Source organism: Terribium retamae (genome assembly GCF_022347545.1).
In the GTDB taxonomy this organism is placed as follows: Bacteria; Pseudomonadota; Alphaproteobacteria; order Rhizobiales; family Rhizobiaceae; genus Mesorhizobium; species Mesorhizobium retamae.
The window spans coordinates 188,554-203,032 of the sequence record NZ_JAKREW010000004.1 but is presented as its reverse complement, the minus strand read 5'-3'; the positions used below and the strand labels follow the sequence as shown (position 1 = coordinate 203,032).

Sequence of the window (14,479 nt, the reverse complement as noted above, 5' to 3'; positions counted from 1 at the left end):
GCGTTCATGAGTTCTGTCGGAGCGGCGTTCCGGCTCGTTCGGGCCGGCTGGGTGCTGGTGCGTGAGGGCGTCGTCGCGGCGATACCCGGCGATCAGCTGTCCGGAATGCCGAAATTCGGCTGGCAGATGGCCAGGCTGCTCACGCGTCGCCGCGCCTTGCGGGAGGGCCGTAGCGATCGGATGGCGCATGCGGTGGCTCGGCTCGGGCCGTCTTACGTCAAGCTCGGCCAGTTCCTGGCGACGCGGCCCGATGTGGTCGGCAATGACATCGCGCTCGATCTTGCCCTGCTGCAGGACAAGATGGGCACTTTCCCGCAATCCCAGGCCGTGGCCGCAATCGAGTCCTCGCTTGGCCGGCCTGTTTCCGAACTTTATGCTCGGCTGGATGAGCCGGTTGCAGCGGCCTCCATCGCACAGGTGCATGAGGGCGAAGTCATCCAAGGTGGGATCCCGACCAAGGTCGCCGTCAAGGTGATCCGACCGGGCGTGCGCAAAAGATTTCACCAGGATCTCGAAAGTTACTTCCTGGCTGCGCGCCTGCAGGAAAAATACGTTCCGTCGTCGCGGCGCCTGCGTCCGGTCGAAGTCACCGAAACGCTCGCCCAGACCACCAAGGTTGAAATGGATCTGCGGCTCGAAGGCGCCGCACTTTCGGAACTGGGCGAAAACACCAAAGCCGATCCAGGCTTCCGCGTGCCGGCAGTCGACTGGGAGCGCACAGGCCGCGACGTGCTCACCATGGAGTGGGTCGATGGCATCAAGATGAATAATGTCGCCGGCCTTGTAGAGGCCGGCCACGATCTCAAGGCGATTGCCGCCAATCTGATCCAGTCCTTCCTGCGCCACACGCTGCGTGACGGTTTTTTCCATGCCGATATGCATCCCGGCAACCTGTTCGTGGAGGCCGATGGCACGATCGTTGCGGTGGACCTCGGCATTGCCGGCCGCCTCGGCAAGAAGGAAAGGCGCTTCCTTGCCGAAATCCTCTATGGCTTCATCACCCGAAATTACCTGCGAGTTGCGGAAGTGCATTTCGAAGCTGGTTACGTCCCCCACAAACATGACGTTGCCGCCTTCGCGCAGGCGATCCGCGCCATCGGCGAGCCGATCCACGGCCAGCCGGCGGAAACCATCTCGATGGCCAAGCTGCTCACATTGCTGTTCGAGGTGACGGAGCTGTTCGACATGCAGACCCGGCCGGAACTGGTCCTGCTGCAGAAGACGATGGTGGTGGTGGAAGGCGTCGCCCGCACGCTCGACCCCGCCTTCAACATGTGGAGGACGGCCGAGCCGGTGGTGGGCCATTGGATCCGTTCCAACCTGGGACCGCGCGGCATGCTTGAAGATGCCCGCGAGGGTGTCGGCGCGCTGGTTTCGTTGGCCAGGCAGGCCCCGGACCTTGCGGCTCGCGCTGAGCGACTGTCGCGCGAGATCGACCTGATGGCCGAACACGGCCTGCGTTTCGACGACGCGACCGCCAAGGCGATCGGCAAGGCCGAGGCGCGCCACACGCGCTCCGGGCGGGTGGCGCTTTGGGTGATCGCGCTGACCTTGATCTTCATTGCATGGAAGCTGGTTTGACTGCATTGCAGTCAATGCATACATTGCAGTCAGTGTTTGTTGGAGGTCAGCATGGCCACGCTCACCATTCGCAATGTCGAGGACGAAACAAAGCAGAGGCTCAAGATCAATGCCGCCAGGAATGGCGTGTCGCTTGAGGAAGAGCTGCGTTCCGTCCTCCGGCGCGAAGCGCGGCAATCTGGAAAGCCTGCGCAATTCGACAACCTTTATGATGCGATCCGCGATCTGGTTGAGCCTCACGGCGGCTTCGACGTCGATATTCCGCCACGGAGCCCTGCGCAACGCGACCTGCCCTTCAAGGACTGGGAATGATCGTCATTGACACCAATGTCGTTTCAGAGGCGATGAAGCCTGTTGTCGACACCCAGGTGGCAGCTTGGCTCCGCAGCCAGCCCATCGACGGAATATATATCACAGCAATAACACAGGCAGAGCTTTTGTATGGTCTTGCGCTTATGCCGGACGGTCAGCGCAAGGAGGTCCTGGCGCGAGCAATCCAAATTTTCCTCGCGGAGCGCTTAAGAAACCCGATCTTGCCATTTGCGGATCAGGATGCGCTGCCTTACGCGAAAATATCCGCGAGACGGCGCAAGCTGGGACGACCTGTAAAGGAATTGGATGGTCAGATTGCCGCGATTGCGGTGTCCCATGGCTTTGCCGTGGCGACACGTAACGTGGCCGACTTCGAGCACTGCGGCATAGCGGTAATCAATCCATGGGAGGCCGCGTCGGCATGACCCTTTCCGGAAAGCGTGTCCTATTGATCATCGGCGGGGGCATCGCGGCCTATAAGTCGCTCGATCTCATCCGCCGCCTGCGTGAACGCGGTGCGGCAGTGCGCTGCGTGATGTCGGCGGCAGCACAGGAATTCGTCACCCAGCTTTCGGTCGGCGCGCTCTCGGCGGATCATGTCTTCACCGATCTGTTCGATCGTCAAGACGAACACGATGTCGGCCACATAAGGTTGTCGAGAGAGGCGGACCTGATCGTCGTGGCGCCAGCAACGGCGGATCTGATGGCCAAGCTGGCCAATGGCCACGCCAACGATCTCGCTTCGACAGTGCTGCTTGCCACCGACAAGAGGGTGCTGATGGCACCGGCAATGAACCCAAGGATGTGGTCGCATCCTGCAACGCGACGCAATCACGCCACGCTTGTCAAAGACGGCGTGATCTTCATCGGCCCGGCCAGTGGTGAGATGGCGGAAAGCGGCGAAGCCGGCGAAGGCCGCATGGCCGAGCCGCTGGAAATCGTAGCCGCTGTCGAGGCGCAGGTCGACAGCCAGCCGAAGCCGCTTGCAGGCAGAAAGATCATCGTCACTTCCGGTCCCACTCATGAGCCGATCGATCCGGTGCGTTATATCGCCAACCGTTCTTCGGGAAAGCAGGGGCATGCGCTGGCCGGTGCTCTCGCAAAGCTCGGCGCAGACGTGCATCTGGTGTCGGGTCCAGTGACGATCGCCGATCCGTCCGGCGTGACAACGGTGCATGTCGAGACGGCACGGCAGATGCAGGCCGCCGTTGAAGGCCTACTGCCGGCTGACGCGGCGGTGTTCGTGGCGGCTGTTGCCGATTGGCGGACGGCAAATTCCGCCGGCGAAAAGATCAAAAAGGTAGCGGGTGAGGGACCACCCGCGCTGCAGATGGTGGAGAACCCCGATATACTGGCCGGTGTCGGCCATCATGCGAAACGGCCCCGTCTTGTGGTCGGCTTTGCCGCCGAGACGCAGAATATCCAGAAGAACGCCGAAGCCAAGTTGAGCAAGAAGGGCGCCGACTTCATCGTCGCCAACGATGTCTCGCATGACAGCGGCGTCGGCCCTGCCGGTGTCATGGGCGGTGACCGCAACCGTGTCCGCATCGTCTCGAAAAGCGGCATCGAGGAATGGCCGGAGCTCACCAAGGCGGAGGTGGCTTCGCGTCTCGCGGTACTGATTGCGGAACGCCTGAAGGCGGTCTGATCCGCCATTCCACGACAGGCTCAAGCCTCCTGCGCTCGTTGCGGTCGTCCTGGCTCCGATGACAATCGGAACGCCGCGACCGCGCCAAGCAGACCGAGCGGTACGAAGGCCAGGAACAGCCACACTCCGGCATTTGCTGCAGCCGCGCGATTTATACCTTCGGAAAAACCACTGGCGTTGGCGACGATACCGGCACTGGCGGCCCCCACCGCATAACCGATGCGCTGCATGGTTGGCACGGCCGACGAGGCGATGGTCTGTTCGTCGGCGGGCGCAGAAGCAACGATGATACGCGTCACGAACGGCCAGGCGATACCGAAACCGCCGCCCTGCAATAAGGCGCAGAAGAGGATGAGCGGTATGGAGCCGTGCGGCACCGTGTAGGCGAAGCCGGCAACGCCGGCGGCGATCATCACCGCGCCGCAGGCGATGATGCTCCGTTCACGCTCCGCCGGCGCATTTGCCACGAGGATGGACAAGATCGACCAGGCGATCGATTCGGCTGCGATGATGTAGCCGGTGGTCAGCATCGAGATGCCATGCAGATTTGTCAGGATCAGAGGTCCGTAGACTGCGAAGGAGCAGGTCGCGACCGAGAATGAGGCGATCATTGTCATGCCGCTCCCGACTGGCGTGCGCCATGAAAACAGGTTCGCCGGAAACAGCCTGGATTGAGGTTTCAGCGCGTCGATCCGGAAGAAGAGCGCCAGCCCCGCAAGCCCCAGACCGAGCAGCAGGCTGGAGCGCAATAGGGCGACATTGACGCCTGCCGAGGCGATCAGGATCACACTGATCGCCAGGCAGGCTAACGGCACAGCAGGAAAGGGCGGTAGTTCTGTGCCAGCGCTTTGCCTGCGCCGCGCTTCCGGCGTGTTCAGCACGATAAGGCATGCCAGCGCCATCGCCACGCCGCCAATGACAAAAACCCCGAATGCCCAGCGCCAGGAAAGCAATTCAGCCATCAGCGCTCCGAGCATCGGGCCGCTGAATGCCGCCACGCCCCAGATTGCCGACATCAGGCCGAACAGCTGTGGCCAGATCGTGCGGGGGAACAGACGTTCGACGGAAACGAAGGCTAGGGAGACCAAAGCGCCGCCGCCGAGCCCTTCGATGAGACGACCGGCGAGAAAGGCCTGCATGGATGGTGCTGCGGCGCAGATGAGGGCACCGGTCGAATAGAACAAAGCCGCGACCATGACATTGCTGCGCAACGCGACATAGCTGACCATCCGGCCGGCGGCCGCTCCCGCGACGATGGCGCCAAGCTCATAGATCGCCAGCGACCACCCGACCAATTGTACGCCGGACAGATCCCCCACCATGGCGGGCATGATGGTCGCCACCATTGTCTCGTTGGTGGCGTGGAGCAGGATGCCCAGTGAAATGAAGCAGAATCGCGCGAGATCGCCGCTGGCCCACAAGGCGCGCCAATCCACCCGGTTCACCTTACCCTGCACCATGCCCGTTCGTCCAAAACCGCCAGCTACGGCCGGCAAAATTTTCCAAGTTTATACTTGTAAAACTTCAAGCGCAGTTGAACGCAAGCGTTATTTGGCAGTCCTCTGGTCGCGGAGAGGATTTGTGTTGAGCCAATGACGCCTGGCGCAAGAGGCGAACCCAGGGGCAGATTATCTTTGTCGAGAGGCGAGCTAAGCTTGATCGTGTGTCGACGATCAGTTCAGCCTGTCTGTTCGATTGTCGAGGAAATTTCGCGAACGCGAACCAGCATGGTGGGGCTGGTGTCCCCGGCTGCCTGACGTAGCCGGATTGGGCGGGGCGTAAACGCCCCGCCCAAAAGCCGATTACTTCAGCGAATGCAACAATTCCAGCGAGGTCACGGCTGCCGCGACATTGAGGCCGGTCTGCGCCTGAACGGAAAGCGGCTGCAAGGCGTAGGAGTTCTCGAAGCCGCCGACGAGCACATTCAGGCCGCCGCCGGTCACGACGCTGGCCTCGGCATTGACGCCGAAATATTTGCCGGCGAGGGCACCGGAATCGTAGCTGCTCGAGGCAGCGAGGACCGCCCAGGACAACTGTCCCTGGTGCGTCATGCCGAGGTCGACGCCAACTTTCGAGATGACGCCGGTGTAGAGTTCGGACTTACGGCTGTTGTAGGGACGATAGGTGCAAGTGACGCCCTTGTTCGAGGCGACGATGTAGGACTGGCCGCCGTCGATGACGCAATCGAGAACGCCGAGTTCGACCTTGCCCGCGCTCGCCGGCGCGGCAAGGGTCGTCATGGCCAGGGCGGCTAAACAGGCAAACTTTTTCATGGTGGCTATCCTTTTAAAGTGCATGCCGGACAAACGGCCGGGTGCGCAGACGGTTCCCTCATAACCGTGGCGCGATGTTGACGTAATCGTGGTGCGAAGAAAGCGTGGTTAAAAAACGAGGGTTATCGTTGCCGATCAGCCACGGTCGATGGCGCGTCCGGCCTTACCGATCCCAGTATCGGTTCCCTAGCGAGGATAGTACGGGCTAACGATCAGGCTCCGCCCACACGCGACAGGCCGTCACGTGCCGGCTGATAAGTCGGTGCCAGTCGGGCGGCTTCCTTATAGGACTTTATCGCCTTGGCCTTCTCGCCCCTGCGCTCGTAGATGAGCCCCTGGTTGGTCCAGGCTTCGGCATTCTTGCCGTCGAGCTTGATCGCCATATTGAAGTCGGCGAAGGCGTTGTCGTCCTGGTTGAGCGCCAGATAGGATAGACCACGGCCGTTGTAAGGCTCTGAAGCGTCCGGGGACAGCGAGATCGCGGTCGAGAAATCCTCGATGGCGAAAGTATGCTGGCCCTGGCTCTGATAGATCAGGCCGCGGTTATGATAGGCGCGCGCGTCGGTGGTATCGAGCTGGATCGCTTTCTGGAAGTCATTGAAAGCGTCTTGGGTGCGCCCGGCTTTTCGGTAGAGATTGCCGCGGCCGATATAGGCAGCGTCGTAGTTCGGATTGATCTGGATGGCGCGGTTGTAGTCCGCCAGGGCTTTTTGTTGGTCGCCGACGAAGCGGTAGATCAACGCACGGTTCGAATAGGCCTGGTAGAAATCCGGCTTGAGCTGGATCGCGGTGTCGAAGTCCTTCAGTGCCGCCGGATATTTGCCACCACGGCCATAGGCCGAGCCGCGCACATTGTAGGCTTCGGGGTCGCGCGGATTGCGGTCGATGACCGAGGATAGCGACGAGATGTTCTGGCTCGACCCCTGCGCCTGATCGATGGAATTGAGTTCGCCGGTGGGCGTCGATTGGCAGCCGGCAAGAGCCAGGGCCGCCATCAAGGCAGCGCTCAAGACAAAACCATTCAAGGAGTTTTTGTGCTCCGTGGTCAAAACATGCATCGGCTGCCGCATCCTCAACATCGACGCCCGGCATCCCGGGCAATCGCACCGGCCCCTGTCCCGCCGTCCTGCGTTATACAAATATCGGCGTGCGTCAAACAAAAAGGTGGCGGCGATTTCCATCGCGCCACCTTGGCGTTCCTTCGAAAAGGACGATTGCAGGCAGGATTAGCGCGGAGCGCGCGCTGCACCGGCGCCGGCAGGAGCCGGGCGCGGGGTCGAAGGCAGCAGGCCTTCGCGCTGGGCGCGCTTGCGAGCCAGCTTGCGGGCACGGCGCACGGCTTCGGCCTTCTCACGCGCACGCTTCTCGGACGGCTTCTCGTAATGACCGCGCATCTTCATTTCACGGAAGATGCCTTCGCGCTGCATTTTCTTCTTCAGCGCGCGAAGCGCCTGATCAACGTTGTTGTCGCGGACGAGTACCTGCACGGGCAATCCTGTCTTTCGATTTGAAATCAATAGGCAAGCGGCAATAACCACAAGCCTCCGCGGCGGCTTCCACCACGAATTCCGGCGGCTGATAGCAGAATCGGGACTGAATGTCCACAGTTGCTTGTCGGCTTTCGCGGTTTTTGCCGCATCGTGCCGTTCATTGCCACCAATACCTCAACATGAAGTGCCCGGACGCGATCGTCAATTCAAACAGTTGCGATCGCGTCCGGGCGTTTCGTCGCTGCCTGGCCGCCGCTCAGGTGCGATTGATGGAAACACCGCCATCGGCAAACAGGGCCGTGCCGGTGGTGAAGGAAGAGGCGTCCGAGGCCAGGTAGAGAGCCGAGCGGGCGATCTCTTCCGGTCGCGCGATGCGCTTCAGCGCGTGAAGACCTTCCACAAAGGCGCGCTCGTCGGCCGTCTTGAAGGTCGCGGCTGGCGTATCGGTGCCGCCGGGCAGCAGCGCATTCACGCGGATGCCCTCTCGGCCATATTCGGCTGCAAGGACTTGGGTCAGCCCGATCAGGCCGGCCTTGGCGGCGGCATAGGCTGCCATGCCGGGCATGCCGGCGGTAACGCCGACGAAGCTCGAGGTGAAGATCAGCGAGCCGCCACCGCGTGCCAGCAGCGCTGGAAGCTGGTGTTTGGCAGCGAGGAACGCGCTGGTCAGATTGGTATCCAGAACGTCTTCCCAGCTCTGGCGCGGCATTTCGGGCACCGGGCCCATCGGGCCGACGGCTCCGGCATTGTTGAAGGCGATGTCCAGTCCGCTGAAACGGCCTTGCGCCAGTTCCACCAGCGCCTTTGCATAGGCCTCGTCGTTAACGTCGCCTGCAAGTGCGATCGCTTCGCCGCCACCCTCGGCAATCTCGGCTACCAGGGCATCGAGTTCGGCCTGGCGGCGCGCAGCGGCGATGATTTTTGCTCCTTCCGTGGCAAACAATCGCGCCGTGGCGCGGCCGATGCCGGAAGAAGCGCCGGTGACGATGGCCACCTTGTTGGTGAGTGCGAGCATGTCCTGTTCCTTTCTGAGTGGATGGTCCTTGCTCGCAAATCGATGGAGGGCGAACCACCCGAAACCGGCATGGCGGATCGAGGAACGACACGGCGCAAAACGGCAATTGTCGTCGCAAACAGTGCAAGGATGGCAGCCAGGTTTCGCTAGTGATACTCCTCGCGCGTCGGACGCCCGATTGCCCATACGCGAGGCCAGGTAACGTGAAGAAATATTCAGTATTCGCCATCGCCCGCGAGGCCATGCGCGGCCACAAGGGTTGGGAAGAGCAGTGGCCTTCGCCCGAACCGAAGAAGAGCTACGATGTCATCATCGTCGGTGCGGGCGGACACGGGCTGGCAACAGCCTACTACCTCGCCAAGGAACATGGCATCACCAATGTCGGCGTGATCGAGAAGGGTTGGCTCGGCGGCGGCAATACCGGCCGCAACACGACCATCATCCGCTCCAACTATCTTTATGATGAGAGCGCCGGGATCTACGACCACGCCGTAAAGCTGTGGGACGGGCTTTCGCAGGATCTCAACTACAACGTCATGTATTCGGCGCGTGGCGTGATGATGCTGGCGCACAATGTGCATGACATCCAGGTGTTGAAACGCCATGTCCATGCCAACCGCCTCAACGGTATCGACAATGAATGGCTGACGCCGGAAGAGGCCAAAGCCTATTGCCCGCCACTGAACATCTCGCGCAATGCGCGCTATCCGGTGGTGGGTGCGGCGTTGCAGCGGCGCGGCGGCACCGCCCGTCATGATGCGGTCGCCTGGGGTTATGCGCGCGGCGCGGCGGCACGCGGCGTCGACATCATCCAGAACTGCGAGGTCACGGGTATCCGGCGCGACACCAGTGGTGCGGTGACCGGTGTCGAAACCTCGAAGGGCTTCATCGGTGCGCGCAAGGTCGGCGTGGTCGCGGCTGGCCATTCCTCGGTGATCATGCAGATGGCCGATGTGCGCATGCCGCTCGAAAGCTATCCGCTCCAGGCACTGGTGTCCGAGCCGGTGAAGCCGGTGTTTCCTTGTGTGGTCATGTCGAACACGGTGCATGCCTACATCTCGCAGTCCGACAAGGGCGAACTGGTGATCGGCGCCGGAACCGATCAATATGTCTCCTATTCGCAGACCGGCGGACTGCACATCCTGACCCATACGCTGGATGCGATCTGCGAAATGTTCCCGATGTTCACGCGCATGAAGATGCTGCGTTCATGGGGCGGCATCGTCGACGTGACGCCGGACCGTTCGCCGATCCTGGCCAAGACCCCTGTCAAAGGTCTTTATGTAAATTGCGGTTGGGGCACGGGCGGCTTCAAGGCGACACCGGGCTCGGGCCATGTCTTTGCCCATACGATCGCGCGCGATGAACCGCACGCGATCAACGCGCCTTTCACCATCGAGCGTTTCCGCAGCGGGCGCCTGATCGATGAGGCCGCGGCGGCCGCGGTGGCGCACTGATGCAAGCGTTGGCGGCAACCATGGCTCTGGCTGCGCCCTTTGTGCTGACCGGCGAGAAGGGATTGTTCCATCTTCCCGACGCCAGTGAGGTGCGGCTGCAGGACATCAGCCGTGCGGCGCATGAAGACGACTGGCCGTTCTCGGTTTCCTCCGGCTATCTCGGCTGCGTCTGGAGCGCGGGAAAGAGGACGGTTTCGTTTGTTGAGAAACCCGAGCCATCCGATGGGGATGTCAAGGACCCGCGGGTGGTGATCGTTACGACCGACCCGTTTCAACTGACTTTGCTCAACATGGCCAACCGCGACCTTTTTGCGCCGGCGGACTCGGTGGAAACACTGATCAAACGTGTCGCACCTTTCGAGCTGCTCGGTGAGAAACTCTGCGACCAGCCGCAAGGTGCACGCCTCGGCGACGGCGAACTCTAGGATCAAGACTATGCTTCTCATCCGCTGCCCCTATTGCGAGGAAGAACGTCCGGAACTCGAATTCCGCAACGCCGGCGAGGCGCACATCGCGCGCCCAACCGATATCGCCGCCATCAGCGACGACGATTTCGAGAAGTTCTTCTTCATCCGCGCCAATCCCAAGGGGATCATCTACGAGCGTTGGCGGCACGTGCACGGTTGCGCGCGCTTCTTCAACGCAGTGCGCGACACCGTCAGCGACAAGTTTGTGATGACCTACAAGGCCGGCGAGCCCAAGCCTTCCAAGCTGCCCGGAGTTTCCAAATGAGCGGCGCCTTTCGCATCGGCAACGCCGGCCGTTTGACCCCGGCCAGGACAGCCCGTTTCACCTTCGACGGCAAGACCTATACCGGCGTCGAGGGCGACACGCTGGCTTCGGCATTGCTCGCCAACGGCGTGCACCTGGTCGGCCGCTCGTTCAAATACCATCGTCCGCGTGGTTTCCTATCCGCAGGAGCGGAGGAGCCGAACGCGCTGGTGGAGATCTCCCGCGACAGCGCGCGCAAGACGCCCAATGTGCGGGCCACCGTGCAGGAGCTTTATGACGGGCTGTCGGCCAAGTCGCAAAACCGCTGGCCGTCGCTGTCCTTCGACGTGGGCGCGGTCAATGACGTGGCCTCGCCGTTCTTCTCCGCCGGCTTCTACTACAAGACCTTCATGTGGCCGAAATCGGCATGGAAGAACCTGTACGAGCCGAACATCCGTTCAGCCGCCGGCCTCGGCGTCGCGCCGGACCAGCCGGACCCTGATCACTATTCTTCGCGTTTCGCGCATTGCGACGTGCTGGTGCTTGGCGGTGGCGCTGCCGGGCTTGCGGCCGCACTCGCGGCGGCCGAGACGGGTGTGCGCGTCATTGTTGCCGATGAGCAGGCCGAATTCGGCGGCGCGCTGCGCTTCGAGAGCGGCGCCCGCATTGAAGATCAGGATGGCTGGGCTTGGGCACAAGATGTCGTGGCCAGGCTGAAGGGCATGAGCAATGTGCGGGTGCTGCCGCGCACCACGGCTTTCGGCTATTACGCGCAGAATTTCGTCGGGATGGTCGAACGCGTGAGCGACCATCTGGCCGATCCCGGCCATGATGTGCCACGCGAGCGGTTGTGGCAGGTGCGTGCCAAGCGCGTCGTGCTCGCCACCGGTGCGATCGAGCGGCATATGGTCTTCGCCGACAATGATCGTCCGGGCGTGATGCTGGCTTCGGCGGCGCGGACCTATCTCAATCATTATGGTGTCGCGGTGGGCCGCAATGTCGGCGTCTATACGGCGAACGATTCCGCCTATGCCGCGGCGATCGATCTGAAGAAGGCCGGCGTCAACGTCGCGGCCATCGTCGATCTGCGGGACAATCCTTCCGGCTCATTGATCGATCAAGCCCGCGCCGCCGGTATCGAGATCCATGATGGCCGCGCAGTCACGCGCGTCGGCGGCAAGCTGCGCGTTTCATCCATGACCGTGCAGCCGAAGAACGGTGGCGGCGAACGTACGATCGCCATCGACGCGCTGCTGATGTCGGCTGGCTGGACACCATCCGTGCATCTGTTTTCGCAGTCGCGTGGCAAGGTCGCCTTCAACGATGACAAGCGTTTCGTGCCCGGCACCTATGCGCAGGATTGCGTGTCGGTCGGCGCGTGCAACGGCACCGATGGCCTCGCCGCCTCGATCGACGAGGCCTATGCTGCAGGCGCCAAGGCTGCGAAGGAGGCGGGTGGCAAGGCGACCAAGGGGAACAAGCCGAAGGTCGATGCCGACGAAATCTGGTCGCGTGGCATGCTGGGCTCCGCGCCCGGTGCCGGCCCGGACACGACGGTGAAGGCCTTCGTCGATTTCCAGAACGACGTCACCGCCAAGGACATCCGCCAGGCGGTGCGCGAAGGCATGCGCTCGATCGAGCACGTAAAACGTTTTACCACCAACGGCATGGCGACCGACCAGGGCAAGACCTCGAACATGCACGGCCTGGCGATCGCCGCAGACATGCTGGGCAAGTCGATCCCGGAAGTGGGTCTCACCACCTTCCGCGCGCCTTACACGCCGGTGACCTTCGGCGCCATCATTTCGCACGCACGCGGGCCGCTGTTCGATCCCACGCGGCGCACGCCGATGCATGGATGGGCCGAAAAGCACGGTGCGGTCTTCGAGGATGTCGGGCAATGGAAGCGCGCCTGGTACTTCCCGCAAGCCGGCGAAGACATGCACGCTGCGGTCAACCGTGAGTGCGTCGCTGTGCGCAAGACGGCAGGCCTTTTCGATGCTTCGACGCTCGGCAAGATCGAAGTGGTCGGGCCCGACGCCGCCAAGTTCATGGAGTTGCTCTACACCAATCCGTGGGAAAAGCTGGAAGTCGGCCGCTGCCGCTATGGCATCATGCTGCGCGAGGACGGCTTCATCTATGATGACGGCGTGGTCGGGCGTCTTGCGGCCGACCGTTTCCATGTGACGACCACGACCGGCGGTGCCGCCCGCGTCATGAACCACATGGAAGACTACCTGCAGACCGAGTTCCCGCATCTGAACGTCTGGCTGACGTCGATTTCCGAACAATGGGCGGTGATAGCAGTGCAGGGGCCGAAGTCGCGCGACATCATCGCGCCGCTGGTCGAAGGCATCGACATGTCCGACGAAGCGATGCCGCATATGTCGGTGCGCGAGGGCAAGATCTGCGGCGTGACGACCCGGCTCTTCCGCATGTCGTTCACCGGTGATCGCGGTTTCGAGGTCAACGTGCCGGCGGACTATGGCCAGGCTGTCTGGGAAGCGCTGTGGGCCGAAGGGCGGAAGCACGATGCTGCTGCCTATGGAACCGAGGCCATGCACGTGCTCCGTGCCGAGAAGGGTTACATCATCGTCGGCCAAGACACCGACGGGACGGTCACGCCGAACGATGCCGGTCTCGATTGGGCGGTCGGCAGGAAGAAGACCGACTTCGTCGGCATCCGCGGTCTGACACGGCCCGACCTCGTGGCCAAGGGCCGCAAGCAGCTCGTCGGCCTGAAGACGAAGGACCCCAAGATCGTCCTGGAAGAGGGCGCGCAGGTCGTCGACAATCCGAACCAGCCGATCCCGATGAAGATGATCGGCCACGTCACATCGAGCTACTGGTCCGAAAATTGCGGACGCTCGATCGCGTTGGCGCTGGTTGCCGGCGGTCGTGACCGCATGGGCGAAACGCTTTATGTGCCGATGCCGGACAAGGTGATCGAAGCGGAAGTCACCGGCATGGTGTTCTTCGACGAGAAGGGAGAGCGCCTCAATGGCTAAGGCTGTCCAGAAGACCGGAATTTCCCAGGCGGAGCGTCACCCGGCGCTGGCAGGGCGCAATGCTTCGGCCGCTCATGTTACGCTGAGCGTACTGGAGCCGGCCGAACGTGTTTCGCTGCGCGCGCCGGAAGCTTCGCTTGCTGCCCTGTCGAAGGCGCTTGGACTGACATTGCCGAAAAAGCCGAAGACTTCCGCCTCGAAGGACGGTCGCTTTGCGCTCTGGCTGGGACCGGATGAATGGCTGGTGATCGACGAAGCCGCCGGTGACCCACTTGGCGATTGCGGCAAGGTCAAGCAGTTGCATTCGGCCGTCGGTGTCTCGCATCGCAATGTGGCGATCGGCGTGACCGGTCCTGGCGTGGAAGCAACGCTCAGTGCGGGCTGTCCGCAGGACCTGTCATTGACAGCTTTCCCCGTCGGCGCCTGCTCGCGAACCATCTTCGGCAAGGTCGAGGTCGTGCTCTATCGCACGGCTGAGGACACCTTCCGCGTGGAATGCTGGCGCTCCTTCTCCGACTATGTCTTTACTTTCCTTTCCGAGGCCGCACGCGACGCGGCAGCATAGGGGTATCGTGCCTCGTGCTTGCCGAAGTCGATTTCGATTTTCGGGCCGGCGCGCGAGGAACCAAAGACGGGCCGCGCCGTTCTGTCGGGACAGGATAGAGGGAGTTATCCATGGCCAGTCCGTCAAAGCCCGGGGCGTCTCAATCGGAAAAGACGTCCGCTGTCCGGTCGTTCGAGCATGAACGCCACGGCGAGCATGATGCCGAAGAGGAATTGGAAGAAGGGCTGGAGGATACGTTCCCTGCCAGCGATCCAGTCGCGGTAACGAATACGTCCATTTCGGGAGCGCCTGCGGAGCCTGGCAAACCAAAGCGGTAGGCTGCCATTTCAGGCTTCCATTGGAAATTCCGCCAAGGTTCAAAGAAAAGAGCGACCGGATCTCCGGTCGCTCTTTGTCATTCAACCGTAAGGGAGGGGGAG

14 protein-coding genes are annotated in these 14,479 nt (G+C 62.2%); 9 read left to right on the top strand and 5 right to left on the bottom strand.

Going from position 1 to position 14,479, the window contains the following annotated elements; all coding sequences use genetic code 11:
* The first annotated feature begins 6 nt into the window (after positions 1-6).
* The 4 genes from ubiB to coaBC are packed head-to-tail and all read left to right on the top strand — an operon-like array spanning position 7 to position 3,541.
* Entirely contained in the window at positions 7-1,581 is a 1,575-nt protein-coding gene (gene ubiB / locus L4923_RS07345) for a 2-polyprenylphenol 6-hydroxylase (RefSeq protein WP_239363146.1), read from the top strand.
* 51 nt (positions 1,582-1,632) lie between these two features.
* Positions 1,633-1,893 carry a FitA-like ribbon-helix-helix domain-containing protein gene (locus L4923_RS07340; RefSeq protein ID WP_239363145.1) on the top strand — a complete coding sequence of 87 codons (261 nt, stop codon included), beginning with the start codon at positions 1,633-1,635 and terminating at the stop codon, positions 1,891-1,893.
* The gene (locus tag L4923_RS07335; RefSeq protein ID WP_239363144.1) at positions 1,890-2,318 is read left to right on the top strand and encodes a type II toxin-antitoxin system VapC family toxin; all 429 of its coding nucleotides are present in this window, start codon (positions 1,890-1,892) and stop codon (positions 2,316-2,318) included. The genes L4923_RS07340 and L4923_RS07335 overlap by 4 nt, the downstream gene beginning before the upstream one ends.
* Positions 2,315-3,541 (top strand): bifunctional phosphopantothenoylcysteine decarboxylase/phosphopantothenate--cysteine ligase CoaBC, encoded by a 1,227-nt coding sequence (gene coaBC / locus L4923_RS07330; protein ID WP_239363143.1) that lies wholly within the window; start codon positions 2,315-2,317, stop codon positions 3,539-3,541. The genes L4923_RS07335 and coaBC overlap by 4 nt, the downstream gene beginning before the upstream one ends.
* A gap of 20 nt (positions 3,542-3,561) precedes the next feature.
* Here coaBC and L4923_RS07325 read toward each other — a convergent pair whose 3' ends face one another.
* The 5 genes from L4923_RS07325 to L4923_RS07305 all read right to left on the bottom strand — a co-directional run bounded on the left by L4923_RS07325 (position 3,562) and on the right by L4923_RS07305 (position 8,319).
* Positions 3,562-5,001, bottom strand: a complete 1,440-nt coding sequence (locus L4923_RS07325) for an MFS transporter (RefSeq protein ID WP_239363142.1) — start codon at positions 4,999-5,001, stop codon at positions 3,562-3,564.
* A 342-nt stretch (positions 5,002-5,343) separates the two neighbouring features.
* Complete coding sequence (locus tag L4923_RS07320; RefSeq protein ID WP_239363141.1) at positions 5,344-5,814, bottom strand: DUF992 domain-containing protein; 471 nt, start codon at positions 5,812-5,814, stop codon at positions 5,344-5,346.
* A gap of 212 nt (positions 5,815-6,026) precedes the next feature.
* Positions 6,027-6,872 carry a tetratricopeptide repeat protein gene (locus tag L4923_RS07315; protein ID WP_239363140.1) on the bottom strand — a complete coding sequence of 282 codons (846 nt, stop codon included), beginning with the start codon at positions 6,870-6,872 and terminating at the stop codon, positions 6,027-6,029.
* Between the two features lie 168 nt (positions 6,873-7,040).
* Positions 7,041-7,301 carry a 30S ribosomal protein S21 gene (gene rpsU / locus L4923_RS07310; RefSeq protein WP_024926224.1) on the bottom strand — a complete coding sequence of 87 codons (261 nt, stop codon included), beginning with the start codon at positions 7,299-7,301 and terminating at the stop codon, positions 7,041-7,043.
* 259 nt (positions 7,302-7,560) lie between these two features.
* Positions 7,561-8,319, bottom strand: coding sequence for an SDR family oxidoreductase (locus tag L4923_RS07305; RefSeq protein ID WP_239363139.1), 759 nt, complete (start codon positions 8,317-8,319; stop codon positions 7,561-7,563).
* A gap of 203 nt (positions 8,320-8,522) precedes the next feature.
* Between L4923_RS07305 and L4923_RS07300 the strand changes: the two genes are divergently transcribed.
* The 5 genes from L4923_RS07300 to L4923_RS07280 are packed head-to-tail and all read left to right on the top strand — an operon-like array spanning position 8,523 to position 14,060.
* A complete protein-coding gene (locus tag L4923_RS07300; protein WP_239363138.1) occupies positions 8,523-9,776 on the top strand; it encodes a sarcosine oxidase subunit beta in 1,254 nt (417 codons plus the stop codon).
* A 20-nt stretch (positions 9,777-9,796) separates the two neighbouring features.
* Positions 9,797-10,201 carry a hypothetical protein gene (locus tag L4923_RS07295; protein ID WP_239363136.1) on the top strand — a complete coding sequence of 135 codons (405 nt, stop codon included), beginning with the start codon at positions 9,797-9,799 and terminating at the stop codon, positions 10,199-10,201.
* Positions 10,202-10,211: 10 nt separating this feature from the next.
* Positions 10,212-10,508 (top strand): sarcosine oxidase subunit delta, encoded by a 297-nt coding sequence (locus L4923_RS07290; RefSeq protein WP_144377865.1) that lies wholly within the window; start codon positions 10,212-10,214, stop codon positions 10,506-10,508.
* The gene (locus L4923_RS07285; protein ID WP_239363133.1) at positions 10,505-13,495 is read left to right on the top strand and encodes a sarcosine oxidase subunit alpha; all 2,991 of its coding nucleotides are present in this window, start codon (positions 10,505-10,507) and stop codon (positions 13,493-13,495) included. Before L4923_RS07290 ends, L4923_RS07285 begins: the two co-directional genes overlap by 4 nt.
* The gene (locus tag L4923_RS07280; protein WP_239363131.1) at positions 13,488-14,060 is read left to right on the top strand and encodes a sarcosine oxidase subunit gamma; all 573 of its coding nucleotides are present in this window, start codon (positions 13,488-13,490) and stop codon (positions 14,058-14,060) included. The genes L4923_RS07285 and L4923_RS07280 overlap by 8 nt, the downstream gene beginning before the upstream one ends.
* The last annotated feature ends 419 nt before the right edge of the window (positions 14,061-14,479 follow it).

Coding starts and splice junctions, on each gene's coding strand:
- ubiB (WP_239363146.1), top strand. CDS start 7: ATGAGTTCTGTCGGAGCGGCGTTCCGGCTCGTTCGGGCCGGCTGGGTG.
- L4923_RS07340 (WP_239363145.1), top strand. CDS start 1,633: ATGGCCACGCTCACCATTCGCAATGTCGAGGACGAAACAAAGCAGAGG.
- L4923_RS07335 (WP_239363144.1), top strand. CDS start 1,890: ATGATCGTCATTGACACCAATGTCGTTTCAGAGGCGATGAAGCCTGTT.
- coaBC (WP_239363143.1), top strand. CDS start 2,315: ATGACCCTTTCCGGAAAGCGTGTCCTATTGATCATCGGCGGGGGCATC.
- L4923_RS07325 (WP_239363142.1), bottom strand. CDS start 5,001: ATGGTGCAGGGTAAGGTGAACCGGGTGGATTGGCGCGCCTTGTGGGCC.
- L4923_RS07320 (WP_239363141.1), bottom strand. CDS start 5,814: ATGAAAAAGTTTGCCTGTTTAGCCGCCCTGGCCATGACGACCCTTGCC.
- L4923_RS07315 (WP_239363140.1), bottom strand. CDS start 6,872: ATGCATGTTTTGACCACGGAGCACAAAAACTCCTTGAATGGTTTTGTC.
- L4923_RS07305 (WP_239363139.1), bottom strand. CDS start 8,319: ATGCTCGCACTCACCAACAAGGTGGCCATCGTCACCGGCGCTTCTTCC.
- L4923_RS07295 (WP_239363136.1), top strand. CDS start 9,797: ATGGCTCTGGCTGCGCCCTTTGTGCTGACCGGCGAGAAGGGATTGTTC.
- L4923_RS07290 (WP_144377865.1), top strand. CDS start 10,212: ATGCTTCTCATCCGCTGCCCCTATTGCGAGGAAGAACGTCCGGAACTC.
- L4923_RS07285 (WP_239363133.1), top strand. CDS start 10,505: ATGAGCGGCGCCTTTCGCATCGGCAACGCCGGCCGTTTGACCCCGGCC.
- L4923_RS07280 (WP_239363131.1), top strand. CDS start 13,488: ATGGCTAAGGCTGTCCAGAAGACCGGAATTTCCCAGGCGGAGCGTCAC.